Source organism: Pseudomonas sp. PAMC 26793 (genome assembly GCF_000313235.1).
GTDB lineage: Bacteria > Pseudomonadota > Gammaproteobacteria > Pseudomonadales > Pseudomonadaceae > Aquipseudomonas > Aquipseudomonas yamanorum.
The window spans coordinates 249,789-263,368 of the sequence record NZ_AMXG01000054.1; the positions used below are offsets into that span (position 1 = coordinate 249,789).

Sequence of the window (13,580 nt, forward strand, 5' to 3'; positions counted from 1 at the left end):
GGGCTTTTGTGACATTGTCCTCCGGCTGAGCGCTTCTGTGAATCGCTACCATCGTAAGGTACGCCGTTGTTGGCGTGCAGCGATGTCAATAGGGCACTACGTTTAGGCAAAAACCGTGTTTAAGATGAAATCCGACGTGCGGCAAAGGGTTTTTTCGTACATCGTCGGTACAGCTTAAGACTGTTAGAATCGCCGGTCGTTTTTTCCAGGAGCTTGCCCCCGTGATCACTTCTCGCCTGCGCACCTTGCGCGACCACATCCGATGGGCTGTCAGCCGTTTCCATGGGGAAGACTTGTTTTTTGGCCATGGCACCGACAACGCCTGGGACGAAGCCCGGCAACTGGTGCTCGGCGCCCTGCATCTGCCGTGGGAAATTGCCGACAGCTACCTGGATTGCAACCTGGAAGAAGAGGAAATCTCCCACGTGCAACGGTTGTTGCACCGCCGCATCCATGAGCGTGTGCCTACCGCTTACCTGCTGAAGGAAGCCTGGTTCTGCGGCATGTCGTTTATCGTTGATGAGCGTGTGCTGATTCCACGCTCACCGATTGGCGAACTGATCGAAAACCGCTTCGAGCCGTGGCTGGGCAAGCCGCCGGCACGCATTCTGGACCTGTGCACCGGTTCCGGTTGCATCGGTATTGCCTGCGCCTACGAGTTCCAGGATGCCGAAGTAGTGCTGGGCGACCTGTCCTTTGAAGCCTTGGAAGTGGCCAACCAGAACATCGAGCGCCATGGCGTCGATGAGCGCGTGTATACCGTTCAGGGCGATGGCTTTGATGGTTTGCCGGGCCAGCGCTTTGACCTGATCGTGTCCAACCCGCCGTATGTCGATGCCGAAGACTTCGCCGACATGCCGGATGAATACCAGCACGAGCCGGAGTTGGGTCTGGCCTGCGGTGACGACGGCTTGAACCTGGTTCGGCGGATGCTGGCCGAGGCGGCAGATCACTTGACCGAGAAGGGCTTGCTGATTGTCGAGGTGGGCAACAGCCAGGTTCACGTCGAGGCGTTGTACCCGGAGGTGGACTTTGCCTGGCTGGACTTCCAGCGCGGTGGGCATGGGGTGTTCATGTTGACGGCTGAGCAATGCCGGGCGCATCAGGCGGTGTTTGCCGCGAGGGTCTAAACCCTGCCTGCAGTATGCTGATCATTGTGGCGAGGGAGCTTGCTCCCGCTGGGCAGCGTAGCGGCCCCAAGAATCTTGGGAGCGCTTCGCACTCCAGCGGGAGCAAGCTCCCTCGCCACAAATACACTTTATGATTCAGCGATGCGTCGCAATCCAGATCAACAACCCCGCCTGAAACACGGTAAACGCCACCAGACACGTAATCGTAAAGCGCAACCCGCTGTCTTCGCGCTTGAACTTGGTGACCTTTTCCTCTTCCTTGCGCAACTTCACTTCCTGTTCCGCCAGGTTCTGCTCGGCCTGTTGCAGCATCTGCGCCGCTTCCAGAATCTCCACGAACTGCAGCTTTTCGGTGTTCCAGCTGTCCAGCACATCGCTGACCTTGCCCGGCTGCACGTTGCCCTTCAAATGCTGGACATCGGCATACGCCACATCAAAGCCCTGGATTCGCAGGAAGTGATCCCGGCGCAGGCGGGTGGCTTCGTTCAGCGCGTCCTTGTTGGCCAGGTCAACGCCGTCGACGCGGTAGTGCGACCACTTCTTTTTCGCCCAGGCGGCGCCTTGGGCCACCAGGAAGCGGCCGATGCCGCGGTTCGCCGGTTCGATCTCCAGGCTGTTGCCCGGGCCAAAATGCACGCGGTGGGTGGCGTGATCGACCCAGATATCCAGGTGATTCTGTTCCCGGCGCACCCGCTGGCCAGGCAATTGAATGACCATGCGCAGCAGGCTGTGATCCTTGTTGTTGCGTTCGGCCCAGCCAAATTGCACAAAGCGCAGGGGCCGCACGCCCGTGGCGCGGTCGGTGGCCAAAGGGGCCAGGCGCAGCATCTTGAAATGTTCGGCCTGTACCTCCGCCCACGGTAACGCGGCCGATGCGGCGGCCTCGGTGTCTGCCGTGGTGTCGGCGGTAGGTTCGGGTGTTGCTTCGGTGTTCGTCATTCGGCGCGATCCTGTCCAAGCTCTGCGGGCCGACAGGCTTTTTGCTGTCGACCCAGGGCTTATCGGCCGTTTTGCTCAGGACTGGAGGGGGAATACTCGCTTAACTGGCGCGAAGTCCGTCGATAAAGCGAACCAGGCGTGTGCCCAGTTCGGCAGCCAGCGGGAGCTGTGGGTCGTTGTAGGACTCCAATTGCTGCTTCACGTCATTGGGCACGATGCGCATCACGTGGTTCATGCCCTCGATCACCGTCAGCTCGGCGTCGGGCTTGGCCTTCTGCAATTGTTGCGCATCGGCCACGCCGACCTGCAGGTCGTTGGTGCCCTGGACGATCAGGGCCGGCATCTTCAGTTTGGCAAATGCGGCCGAAGGGTCGGCGCGGAACAGGCTGATCAGATAAGGCTGCACGCTGGGTCGGAAGATGCCCTCAAGCGGTGTAGGCACATCGGCGTCCACCTGGCCGGCCTTGAGGTGATCGAGAATCTGGTTGCTGCGCAGTAATAGCGCGGGAGGCATGTGGTCGGCCAGTTGCTGGCGGATGACCTGGTCCACCGGGCGGGCACTGCCCGACAGGGAAATCACCCCGGCCGGATTCAGCTGCGGGGCGGCGAGGGCGGCTACCAGCGCGCCTTCACTGTGGCCGAGCACAATCAACGGACCCATGCGCGGGTCGGCCTTGAGCAACTTGCCCCAGGCCACGGCGTCGGACACGTAGGCGTCCAGGGTCAGGTTGCGTTCATCGGGGGTGGCGGCAAGGCTGGCGGCTACACCGCGCTTGTCGTAGCGCACGCTGGCAATGTTGTGCCTGGCCAGCACCCAGGCCAGGCGCTTGAGGCTGTCGTTGCGTGCGCCGTCGGCGCTGTTGCCGTTGCGGTCGGTGGGCCCGGAGCCGGCAATGATCAGCACCACCGGCACGGGCTTGTCGGATTTGGGTAACAACAACGAGCCAAATAGCTCGCCACTGCCGGTGTCCAGGCTGATAGGCCGTTGCAGCACGACAGGGGAGGCGGCGAAGCCAAGGCTGGAAAACAGGGTGAGGGTCAAAAGCAGAACTCGCAGCATCATCGCGCCATCATGAGGAAGGTGCCGGTTGGACCAACGTCTACCGGTAAGGTTTCGAGGATGAACTAGTCGGTTAGCCTGCGTATACTGGCCGCCTTAAGTTATTACGGTTGACTTGATTCAACTGATTTCACGGAGCGCCCTGCATGTCCGGCAATACCTACGGCAAGCTGTTCACTGTTACCACCGCGGGCGAAAGCCATGGCCCGGCGTTGGTCGCCATTGTCGACGGCTGCCCGCCGGGCCTCGAGTTGTCCCTGGAAGACCTGCAGCGTGACCTCGACCGCCGCAAGCCCGGCACCAGCCGCCATACCACCCAGCGCCAGGAGCCCGACGAAGTCGAAATCCTCTCCGGTGTGTTCGAAGGCCGCACCACCGGCTGCGCCATCGGCCTGCTGATCCGCAACACCGACCAGAAGTCCAAGGACTACTCGGCGATCAAGGACCTGTTCCGCCCGGCCCACGCCGACTACACCTACCACCACAAATACGGCGAGCGCGACTACCGTGGCGGTGGCCGCAGCTCGGCGCGGGAAACCGCGATGCGCGTGGCGGCAGGGGCGATCGCGAAAAAATTCCTGGCCACCCAGGGCATCGTGATCCGCGGCTACATGAGCCAGCTGGGCCCGATCGAAATTCCGTTCAAGACCTGGAACAGCGTCGAAGACAACGCTTTCTTCTGCCCCGACCCGGACAAGGTGCCGGAGCTGGAAGCCTATATGGACCAGTTGCGCCGTGACCAGGATTCCGTCGGCGCCAAGATCACCGTGGTCGCCGAAGGCGTAATGCCCGGCCTGGGCGAGCCGATTTTCGACCGCCTCGACGCTGAACTGGCCCATGCGCTGATGAGCATCAACGCGGTCAAGGGCGTGGAAATCGGCGCCGGGTTCGACTGCGTTGCCCAGCGTGGCACCGAGCACCGTGACGAACTGACTCCTGAAGGTTTCCTCAGCAACAACGCCGGCGGCATTCTCGGTGGCATCTCCTCCGGCCAGCCGATCGTTGCACACCTGGCCCTCAAGCCGACGTCCAGCATCACCACGCCGGGCCGTTCGATTGATGTGCACGGCAACCCGGTGGAAGTGATCACCAAGGGCCGTCACGACCCGTGCGTCGGCATCCGCGCCACGCCGATTGCCGAAGCGATGATGGCGATTGTGTTGATGGATCACCTGCTGCGCCACCGTGGGCAAAACGCCGACGTAAAAGTCAGTACTCCGGTATTGGGCCAGTTGTGATCGTGTGTGGCGAGCGAGCTTGCTCGCGCTGGGCTGCGAAGCGGCCCCAAAGCCTGCAACCCGGTATTAGCTGGAGAACTGCGGCGCTTCTAGTGGGGCCGCTTCGCAGCTCAGCGCGAGCAAGCTCGCTCGCCACAAGTCACTTATGCTGACGCAAGGCCTTCCATACTGGCGACTCTCCAGCTTCTACCTGTTCTATTTCGCCCTGCTGGGGGCGACGGCGCCGTTCCTGGCGTTGTACTTCGATCATCTGGGGTTCTCCAGCGCGCGCATCGGCGAGCTGGTGGCCATCCCCATGTTGATGCGCTGCGTGGCACCCAACCTGTGGGGCTGGTTGGGGGACTACACCGGCCGGCGCCTGGCCATCGTGCGCTTTGGCGCGGTGTGCACCCTGGTGAGTTTCTCGCTGATCTTTGTCAGCAAGACCTACGCCTGGCTGGCGCTGGTCATGGCCTTGCACGCGTTCTTCTGGCACGCGGTACTGCCGCAGTTTGAAGTCATCACCCTCGCGCACCTGCAAGGCCAGACCTCGCGCTACAGCCAGGTACGGTTGTGGGGCTCCATCGGTTTTATCCTCACCGTGGTGATCATGGGCCGCCTGTTCGACTGGCTGAGCCTGGACATCTACCCGGTGGTGATCGTGGTGATCATGGCCGGCATCATCGGCGCGAGCCTCTGGGTGCCGAATGCGCAGCCGCCGGCCCAGGGCAATCGCCTGGCCGGTGACGGCTTTTTGCGGCAACTGCGCAGCCCCGGCGTCCTCGCGTTTTATGCCTGCGTGGCGCTGATGCAAATGAGCCACGGCCCGTACTACACCTTCCTCACCTTGCACCTTGAACACCTCGGTTACAGCCGTGGGGTGATCGGCATGTTGTGGGCGTTGGGCGTGGTCGCGGAAGTCTTGATGTTCCTGGCCATGAGCCGGATTCTCACGCGCTTCTCGGTACGCCGGGTGCTGATGGCGAGTTTCCTGCTGGCGGCGCTGCGCTGGTTGCTGCTGGGTTCATTTGCCGAATTCTTCTGGGTGCTGTTGTTGGCGCAGGTGATGCACGCGGCGACCTTTGGCAGTTTTCACGCGGCGGCCATCCAGTTCGTGCAACGCAGCTTTGGTGCTCGCCAGCAAGGCCAGGGCCAGGCACTGTATGCCGCATTGGCCGGTACCGGCGGTGCGCTGGGCGCACTCTATTCAGGTTACAGCTGGAACCTGCTGGGGCCGACCCTGACCTTCAGCATTGCCAGCATTGCGGCGCTGGCCGCCGCCCTAATCATTGGCATTCGATTGCAAGAGGAGCGGCCATGAGCGGCTCCCGTGACAGAGGAAGAATTTGATGAGCTATCTCGCGGTTTACCACGTCTCTACCCCCGACACCCCGAACAAGGTCCTGACTTACCAGGACGATATCGCCTCGACCCTGGCCGAGCTGGGGGTGGGGTTTGACCGCTGGCAGGCCGCTGCCCGGCTTGAGGCGGACGCCAGCGAGGTTGAGATCATCGCGGCCTACCAGGCGCCCATCGATAAGCTGATGACCGAGCGCGGCTACACCACCGTTGATGTGATCCGCGTCAGCAACGACCACCCGCAAAAAGCCGAACTGCGTGCCGAGCGACTCGACGAACACCGCATGGCGCAAGACCACGTACGCTTTTTCGTCGCAGGCCGTGGGCTGTTTACCTTGCACATCGAAGACTATGTGTACGCGGTGTTCTGCGAGAAAAACGACCTGATCTCGGTGCCTGCCGGCATTGCGCATTGGTTTGATATGGGGGAGAACCCACACTTTGTGGCAATCCGTCTGTTCAGTGACCCTGAAGGGCAGGCGGTCCACCTGACCGGCGACGGGATCGCCGAGGGTTTTCTCCGGCTTGAGGACTAAGGTTATCCGCCAATGCCTCCTGAATAGGAGGCATTTTTTTAGTTCAATTCCTGCAGGTTGGAAATCACTGTAGGAACAAACTTTGAAGTTTGTGGGTAACGGCTGTTTATCGTTGGTCTTACTTAATATTTCCTCTCTTTGTGTAACTCTCTCTGGCCGCAATATTTAATCGCCTGTCAATAGGAGGAATCCGACTTCGGGCGTTACAAGACCTATATGAAGAGAGAGGCCTGCATGAGCGGTACAGAGCCACAGGAACAACCGTCCACGCACACTGATAACGCGCCGGTTCCCTGCCGCAAGACGCGTGAGATGTTGGCGGGTAAAGCCTTGACCCCAAAGGAACGGGAAATTCTGCATTGGGCTGTAGAGGGCAAGACGGTGTGGGAAATCAGCAGGATTCGCTCAATCTCCCAGGCCACGGTGAAGTTTCACCTGCGCAATATCTACGGCAAGTTGCAGGTGACTAACCGGGTCCAGGCGGTCAATGAGGCGGTGAAGCAGGGATTGTGCAAATAAAAAAAGGCCGTGGTGCGCAACGGCACCACGACCTGTTCAGGTCCTGCATGACAATCAAGCCGAATGGTAAGTCGGCAGGGCAAAGCGGTTCTGGCTTTGCAGCATCGAAATCTGTGGCAGGTCGCTGGCTTGTTCAGCCAGGTCGCGACGAATCGCGCTGATGACCCACGTCAGTTGGTCGGCAGTGTGCAGTTGCTGATAAGAGATCGAACGTTTGATCTGCTTGCCTTCGCTGTTACGCAAGGTCAGCAGGATGCCGCCATCAGGACGGGCCTGGGTGGTGACGTCGAAATTGGAGAACACAGAAGAAAATTTATCTTGGATCAGGCTCATATCTATCAGCTCCGTTTGCTCATGTTTTGCAGCGTGGAGTGATAGGTGCAGTGATTGTGCCAGTACTGGGAATCTTAAAAAATCGTTATAAATCAGTTAGTTATAAATTTATTGGATTTTCAGTTTCGTGCAATTTGCATGAATGGCCATCGTGCATCCTGCATTTTGCGGGGTTTTGCCAATTGCTTCGCCACGCGTGGGTGATGCAGGTCTTCCATAGTGACCGCGTCACCGGCCGTTAAATCCTTTTCCTTTTGGGATACAAAACTTTTCAAATCCTGCGTGTACAGCCGAAGAATGGCAGGCGTATTTTCCTGCAAGGCATTCGGCGCCGGTCTTACGGTGCGAAGGGTGCTTGAGGTCATACGAACAATAAGAAAAAGGACGTTCCTGCCATGAACCACCCGCCGAGTGACATGATCACCTGGGGCAAGATGCTGCGTAAGGTGCCCACCATTGTCCGTGCCCTGCCGCGTCTTGTCCGCGGTATGCGCGCCGCCAACGTCACAGACCCGGCGCAGCCGTGCGGCCTGGGCTGGACGTTCGAGCAAGCCACTCAACGCAATCCCGATGGCGCCGCGCTGCTGTATGGCGACCGCGTGCTCAGCTATCGCCAGGCCAACCAACAAGCCAACCGCATGGCCCATTACCTGCAGCAGCAGGGTATCGGCAAGGGCGACGTGGTGGCCTTGTTTATCGAGAACCGCCCCGAGTTGTTGCTCAGCGTGCTGGCCGTGGCCAAGGTGGGCGGCATTTGCGCCATGCTCAATACCTCGCAAACCCAGGCGGCGCTGGTCCACAGCCTTAACCTGGTGACGCCGGCGGCGATTGTTGTGGGGGCCGCGTTGGTAGGCGCCTACGAGACCGTGCGCAGCCAGGTGGCAATTGAAGCCGATAACACCTGGTTTATCGCTGATCAGCAGCACACCCACGTGCCGCCGAATTACGTAGACCTGATGGCCGCCAGCGCCGATTGCCCGGTGGAAAACCCCGCCAGCACCCAGCAGATCTACTTCAACGACCCTTGCTTCTATATCTACACCTCCGGCACCACCGGCTTGCCCAAGGCCGGTATTTTCAAACATGGCCGCTGGATGAGGACGTCCGCCAGTTTCGGCACCATCGCCCTGGATATGGGTCCCGAGGATGTCGTGTATTGCACCTTGCCGCTGTATCACGCCACCGGTTTGTGCGTGTGCTGGGGTTCGGCGATTGCCGGGGCGTCGGGGTTTGCGATTCGCCGCAAGTTCAGCGCCAGCCAGTTTTGGGACGATGCGCGCCGATTCAATGCGACCACCCTCGGTTACGTCGGCGAACTGTGCCGCTACCTGATCGACCAGCCCGTCAGCGAGCAAGACCGGGATCACCGGGTGACGAAGATGATCGGCAACGGCTTGCGTCCTGGCGTCTGGGCCGAATTCAAGCAGCGCTTTGGCGTCGATCACATCTGCGAGCTGTACGCCGCCAGTGACGGCAATATCGGTTTCACCAACGTGCTGAATTTCGACAACACCATCGGCTTTTCCCTGATGCACTGGGCACTGGTGGACTACGCCCACGATAGCTGTGAACCGATTCGCGGCACTGACGGCTTCATGCGCGAAGTGCCAAAGGGCGGCCAAGGGCTGCTATTGGCCAGGATTGATGACAAGGCACCGTTCGACGGCTACACCGACCCCGAGAAGAACCGCAAGGTGGTACTCAGCGATGTGTTCGAGAAGGGCGACCGCTATTTCAACACCGGCGACCTGTTGCGCAACATCGGCTTCGGCCATGCCCAATTCGTTGACCGACTGGGGGATACCTATCGCTGGAAAGGTGAAAACGTCTCCACCACCGAAGTCGAGAACATCTTCCTGCAGCACCCGCAGATCTCCGAAGTGGTGGCCTACGGGGTGGAGATTGAAAACACCAATGGCCGCGCTGGCATGGCCGCCATCACCCCTGCCGAATCCCTGGCGTCCCTGGACATGCGCGAACTGTTGACGTTTGCCCATGGGCAACTTCCCGCGTATGCGGTGCCGTTGTTCCTGCGGATCAAAGTGAAGATGGAAACCACCGGCACCTTCAAATACCAAAAGGTAAAACTCAAGGAGGAGGCGTTCGACCCAGGCAAGGCCGGTGATGATCCGATCTTTGCCTGGCTGCCGGGATCGGACAGTTACGTGCCGGTTACCGGGCAACTGCTGGCGGAAATCCAGGGGGGCAAGTTTCGTTATTGATTCTGCCTATCGGCGCTTTTGGGAAAAAAGCCATGACAGTGGGGAACTCCATCGCGAGACTGGGCGCCTTATGAAACACCAGACAAGGAGCCCCACATGTCAGACCAAGCCAAACAAATGACCGAAGACGAAGCCGCCGAATTTGCCGAGCAGGTCTTCGACGTGGCGCGCAAGGGCGACGCGGCGATGCTGGCTGCGCTGCTGGCCAAGGGCTTGCCGCCAAACCTGCGTAACCACAACGGCGATACGCTGTTGATGCTGTCTGCCTACCACGGTCACGTCGACGCGGTGAAAGTGCTGCTGGAATTCAAGGCCGACCCACAGATTGCCAACGACAAGAACCAACTGCCGATTGCCGGCGCGGCGTTCAAGGGCAACCTGCCGGTGGTCAAGGCGTTGATCGAAGACGGTGCGCTGGTCGAAGGCGCATCCTCTGATGGCCGCACAGCCTTGATGATGGCGGCGATGTTCAACCGTACCGAGATGGTGGATTACCTGATCAGCCAGGGCGCCAACCCCAAGGCTACCGATGCCCAGGGCGTGACCGCGCTGGCAGCGGCGCAGACCATGGGTGCAGTGGATACGGCGGCGCAGTTGCAAAAACTGGTGTAGGCTTTGCGCCCTCAAAATCAGCCCCGCCACAGGACCACCCCATGAAGACCGCACTCGTCGAACTCATCAGCAAAATCAGCTCCGGCTGCATGAGCGAACCCGAGATCGCCAAGGTGGCGGACGAAGCGGCCCAGGCCTACGCCGATCCTGAAGCTTTCCTGGCCGCCAACCCCGACATCAACTACGACGACACTTTCCCGATTCCCCTGGGTGAGTGGATCGTCGTCGGCAGCCTGCCTGACACCGTGCTGTTCCAGGCCGACACCTACCTGGACCTGTTCGCCCAGATCGTCGCCTCGTTCGGCCCGGGCGTGGCCTTCAACCTCAAGCCCAAGCAACTGGCCAAGACCGAAGCCCTGACGGCGCTGAACCGCATCCAGATCCAGATGAGCGCGCTTAATCCGGAGAACGGCGGCTATGTGCTGATGAACTTCAGCCAACTGCTGGACGACGAGATCCAGGCCGTGCTGGTCTACGGCAATGACGTGCCACGGGTGCTGGAGTTGTGTGCCGAAGTCGGGATCAAGGGCGAACCGTCCCTGGAAGCCCTGCGGGTTGCGGTACACGTCTGAAATAAAACGGAACCCCTGGCCACGGCTGACTATCCTAAGCAGGCAAGCCCTCACTTAGGAGCGATAACATGGGTTCCACTTTTAATGGTCTGATCGGGTTGATCATCCTCGCGCTGGATATCTGGGCGATCATCAATGTGTTCAAGAGCGGCGCGAGTACCGGTGCCAAGGTGCTGTGGATCCTGCTGATCCTGTTGCTGCCGGTGTTGGGTTTGATCATCTGGGCGATCGCGGGGCCGCGCGGCAACGTGCGGATCTGATCCAAACGACGCTATCCAGAGCGGGCACAGTAAGTGTGGGAGCGGGCTTGCTCGCGAATACGGTGTAACAGTCACCTGATGTATCGACTGATTTACCGTATTCGCGAGCAAGCCCGCTCCCACATTTGTTTCCGTAGTCCCGTTATTGTGTTTCGAGATATTCGCTGTACAGAATTTTCACATTCCATCCAAGACAATTTGCCGGCTCTTTTCCCTGCCGAGTGCTCTAAAACGAGTGCCCACCTACTGCAGGAGTGAGTAATCAATGGCGTTGCCGGCGTTGATCGGGCACCATTTGCGCCATTGCGTTCACCGTCTACCCCAGCCTGCCTGGGCGAGGGCGGGGCGCCGCTGTATTCATTCGCAACTTAAACTTCCAATGGGTCCTAAAACGACATGGCAAACCCGGACGCCCTGAATCAGCAGCGAGCTTCTAATCGCTTGCTGCAACCGACCGTCAAATCCCATCTGGCGTACACGCTGCTTTGTGCCTTGATCATGATGGTGATGTTCTCCCTGCTGCGCCTGGCGCTGCTGGTCTACAACCGCGAGATGATCCTCGACACACCGGCCTCGACCTTCCTTGAAGCGTTCGCCAACGGCCTGCGCCTGGATATCCGCCTGGTGATGTACGTGCTGGTGCCGCTGCTGCTGGCCTTGTTCAGCGTGCGGGCCATGGCGGCGCGCGGGTTTTTCCGCTTGTGGCTGACGGTCGCGTCCAGCATCGCCCTGTTCCTGGGCCTGATGGAAATGGACTTCTACCGCGAATTCCACCAGCGCCTCAACGGCCTGGTCTTCCAGTATGTGAAGGAAGACCCGAAAACCGTGATGAGCATGCTCTGGTACGGTTTCCCGGTGGTGCGCTACCTGCTGGCCTGGGCCGTGGGTACGCTGATCCTGAGCATCGCCTTTAAAGGCGCCGACCGTGCAACGCGCCCACGCGGCCCGTTCAGCGGTGGCACCATCGGCACCCGCCAGGTGGCGCCGTGGTACACCCGCATCGCGGTGTTCGTGGTCTGCCTGCTGGTCGCCGTGGTCGCCATCCGTGGCACCCTGCGCCAGGGCCCGCCGCTGCGTTGGGGTGACGTGTACACCACCGACTCGAACTTCGCCAACCAGTTGGGCCTCAACGGTACCTTGTCGCTGATCGCGGCGGCGAAGGCGCGCTTCTCCGAAGAGCGCTCTAACATCTGGAAAGCCACCCTCGAACAGCCGTTGGCCACCCAGACTGTGCGCGACATGCTGGTACTGCCGACCGAGAAACTGGTCGACACCGACACTGCCGCTGTCCGCCGTGACTTCACGCCGCCGGCCGAGAAGACCCTGCCGATCAAGAACGTCGTGGTTATCCTGATGGAAAGCTTCGCCGGTCACTCGGTAGGCGCCCTGGGCCGTCCGGGCAACATCACGCCGTACTTCGACAAACTGTCCAAGGAAGGCCTGCTGTTCGACCGTTTCTTCTCCAACGGCACCCACACCCACCAGGGTATGTTCGCCACCATGGCGTGCTTCCCGAACCTGCCGGGCTTCGAATACCTGATGCAGACCCCGGAAGGCAGCCACAAGCTCTCGGGCCTGCCGCAGTTGCTCAGTGCCCGCAAGTTTGACGACGTGTATGTCTACAACGGCGACTTCGCCTGGGACAACCAGTCGGGCTTCTTCAGCAACCAGGGCATGACCAACTTCATCGGGCGTAATGACTTCGTCAACCCGGTGTTCTCGGATCCGACCTGGGGCGTGTCCGACCAGGATATGTTCACCCGTGGCCTGGAAGAGTTGAAGGCACGTGAAGGCGGCAAGCCGTTCTATGCGCTGTTGCAAACCCTCTCCAACCACACGCCGTACGCGTTGCCGACGCCATTGCCGGTTGAGAAGGTCACCGACCGTGGCAGCCTCAACGAGCATTTGACGGCCATGCGCTACTCCGACTGGGCCTTGGGCCAGTTCTTTGAAAAGGCCCGCAAGGAGCCGTACTTCAAGGAAACCCTGTTCGTGATCGTGGGCGACCACGGCTTCGGCAACGAGCAGCAGATCACCGAAATGGACCTGGGCCGCTTCAACGTGCCGATGCTGATGATTGCACCGGGCATGCAGGAGAAGTTCGGCGAGCGTGACCACACCGTGGGCACCCAGATCGACATCGTGCCGACCATCATGGGCCGCCTGGGCGGTGACACCCTGCACCAGTGCTGGGGTCGTGACCTGCTCAACTTGCCGGAAGGCGACAAGGGCTTTGGTGTGATCAAGCCGTCGGGCAGCGACCAGACCGTCGCCTTGCTCACTGGTGACCGCGTGCTGGTACTGCCCAAGGAAATGCCACCGAAGTTGTGGGAATACGAACTGGGCGCCAACCCGACCGGGAAAGTGATTCCAGAATCGCCGGACGAAGCTGGGTTGAAGCAGAAGCTTGAATCGTTCCTGCAGACCGCTACCAAGAGCCTGCTGGACAACACCGCAGGTGTAGTGGACGGCAAGCCGGACTAAACACCCGCGCATAAAAAAAGAGGCCTTTTTAAGGCCTCTTTTTTTTGCACGCTGGAACGCGTTATATCTTGCCGAGCAACAACAGAATCAGCAGCACTACCAACACAGTACCGAGAATACCCGATGGCCCGTAACCCCAGTTGCGTGAGTGAGGGAACACTGGAAGACCGCCGACCAGCAGGAGGATCAGAATAATGATAAGAATGAGGCTCATGTTTTGTTTTCCTTATTGTCTTCTGAAAAGACCTGTTATTTAACGAATAGGCCCGACAGCAGACGGACGCCTTAATAACTCCGACCCATGTGTTTGGCAGAAAATTCCGTGTTTTTTTAAAGC

At 59.9% G+C, this 13,580-nt stretch carries 14 protein-coding genes; 10 read left to right on the forward strand and 4 right to left on the reverse strand.

Features of this window, described 5'->3' with window-relative positions; all coding sequences use genetic code 11:
- Window positions 1-221: 221 nt before the first annotated feature.
- The gene (gene prmB, locus D109_RS0129000) at window positions 222-1,130 is read left to right on the forward strand and encodes a 50S ribosomal protein L3 N(5)-glutamine methyltransferase (protein ID WP_017480000.1); all 909 of its coding nucleotides are present in this window, start codon (window positions 222-224) and stop codon (window positions 1,128-1,130) included.
- Window positions 1,131-1,265: 135 nt separating this feature from the next.
- Here the strand turns inward: prmB and D109_RS0129005 are convergent, their stop codons facing one another.
- Both D109_RS0129005 and D109_RS0129010 read right to left on the reverse strand, forming a co-directional pair.
- Window positions 1,266-2,069, reverse strand: a complete 804-nt coding sequence (locus tag D109_RS0129005) for a hypothetical protein (protein WP_003213127.1) — start codon at window positions 2,067-2,069, stop codon at window positions 1,266-1,268.
- 100 nt (window positions 2,070-2,169) lie between these two features.
- Window positions 2,170-3,132 (reverse strand): alpha/beta hydrolase, encoded by a 963-nt coding sequence (locus tag D109_RS0129010; RefSeq protein WP_017480001.1) that lies wholly within the window; start codon window positions 3,130-3,132, stop codon window positions 2,170-2,172.
- Window positions 3,133-3,275: 143 nt separating this feature from the next.
- Here D109_RS0129010 and aroC point away from each other — a divergent pair, with 143 nt between their 5' ends.
- From aroC to D109_RS0129030, 4 genes are all read left to right on the forward strand, one after another.
- Entirely contained in the window at window positions 3,276-4,367 is a 1,092-nt protein-coding gene (aroC, locus tag D109_RS0129015) for a chorismate synthase (protein WP_017480002.1), read from the forward strand.
- A 148-nt stretch (window positions 4,368-4,515) separates the two neighbouring features.
- On the forward strand, window positions 4,516-5,667 hold the full coding sequence (locus tag D109_RS0129020; protein WP_026078289.1) for an MFS transporter: 1,152 nt from the start codon (window positions 4,516-4,518) through the stop codon (window positions 5,665-5,667).
- Between the two features lie 28 nt (window positions 5,668-5,695).
- Complete coding sequence (locus D109_RS0129025) at window positions 5,696-6,241, forward strand: acireductone dioxygenase (RefSeq protein WP_017480004.1); 546 nt, start codon at window positions 5,696-5,698, stop codon at window positions 6,239-6,241.
- 234 nt (window positions 6,242-6,475) lie between these two features.
- The gene (locus tag D109_RS0129030) at window positions 6,476-6,760 is read left to right on the forward strand and encodes a response regulator transcription factor (protein ID WP_026078290.1); all 285 of its coding nucleotides are present in this window, start codon (window positions 6,476-6,478) and stop codon (window positions 6,758-6,760) included.
- 54 nt (window positions 6,761-6,814) lie between these two features.
- Here the strand turns inward: D109_RS0129030 and D109_RS0129035 are convergent, their stop codons facing one another.
- Window positions 6,815-7,093, reverse strand: a complete 279-nt coding sequence (locus D109_RS0129035) for a DUF3509 domain-containing protein (protein WP_003216777.1) — start codon at window positions 7,091-7,093, stop codon at window positions 6,815-6,817.
- 395 nt (window positions 7,094-7,488) lie between these two features.
- Here D109_RS0129035 and D109_RS0129040 point away from each other — a divergent pair, with 395 nt between their 5' ends.
- From D109_RS0129040 to D109_RS0129060, 5 genes are all read left to right on the forward strand, one after another.
- Window positions 7,489-9,315 carry a long-chain-acyl-CoA synthetase gene (locus D109_RS0129040; RefSeq protein WP_017480007.1) on the forward strand — a complete coding sequence of 609 codons (1,827 nt, stop codon included), beginning with the start codon at window positions 7,489-7,491 and terminating at the stop codon, window positions 9,313-9,315.
- Between the two features lie 96 nt (window positions 9,316-9,411).
- Window positions 9,412-9,927 (forward strand): ankyrin repeat domain-containing protein, encoded by a 516-nt coding sequence (locus D109_RS0129045; RefSeq protein ID WP_017480008.1) that lies wholly within the window; start codon window positions 9,412-9,414, stop codon window positions 9,925-9,927.
- Window positions 9,928-9,968: 41 nt separating this feature from the next.
- The gene (locus D109_RS0129050) at window positions 9,969-10,499 is read left to right on the forward strand and encodes a hypothetical protein (protein ID WP_017480009.1); all 531 of its coding nucleotides are present in this window, start codon (window positions 9,969-9,971) and stop codon (window positions 10,497-10,499) included.
- Between the two features lie 68 nt (window positions 10,500-10,567).
- Complete coding sequence (locus tag D109_RS0129055; protein ID WP_003172956.1) at window positions 10,568-10,759, forward strand: PLDc N-terminal domain-containing protein; 192 nt, start codon at window positions 10,568-10,570, stop codon at window positions 10,757-10,759.
- 396 nt (window positions 10,760-11,155) lie between these two features.
- Window positions 11,156-13,243: an LTA synthase family protein gene (locus D109_RS0129060; RefSeq protein ID WP_017480010.1), complete on the forward strand. Its 2,088-nt coding sequence runs from the start codon at window positions 11,156-11,158 to the stop codon at window positions 13,241-13,243.
- A 61-nt stretch (window positions 13,244-13,304) separates the two neighbouring features.
- Here the strand turns inward: D109_RS0129060 and D109_RS1000000133465 are convergent, their stop codons facing one another.
- A complete protein-coding gene (locus D109_RS1000000133465) occupies window positions 13,305-13,457 on the reverse strand; it encodes a DUF3309 family protein (RefSeq protein ID WP_003216767.1) in 153 nt (50 codons plus the stop codon).
- Window positions 13,458-13,580: the final 123 nt, after the last annotated feature.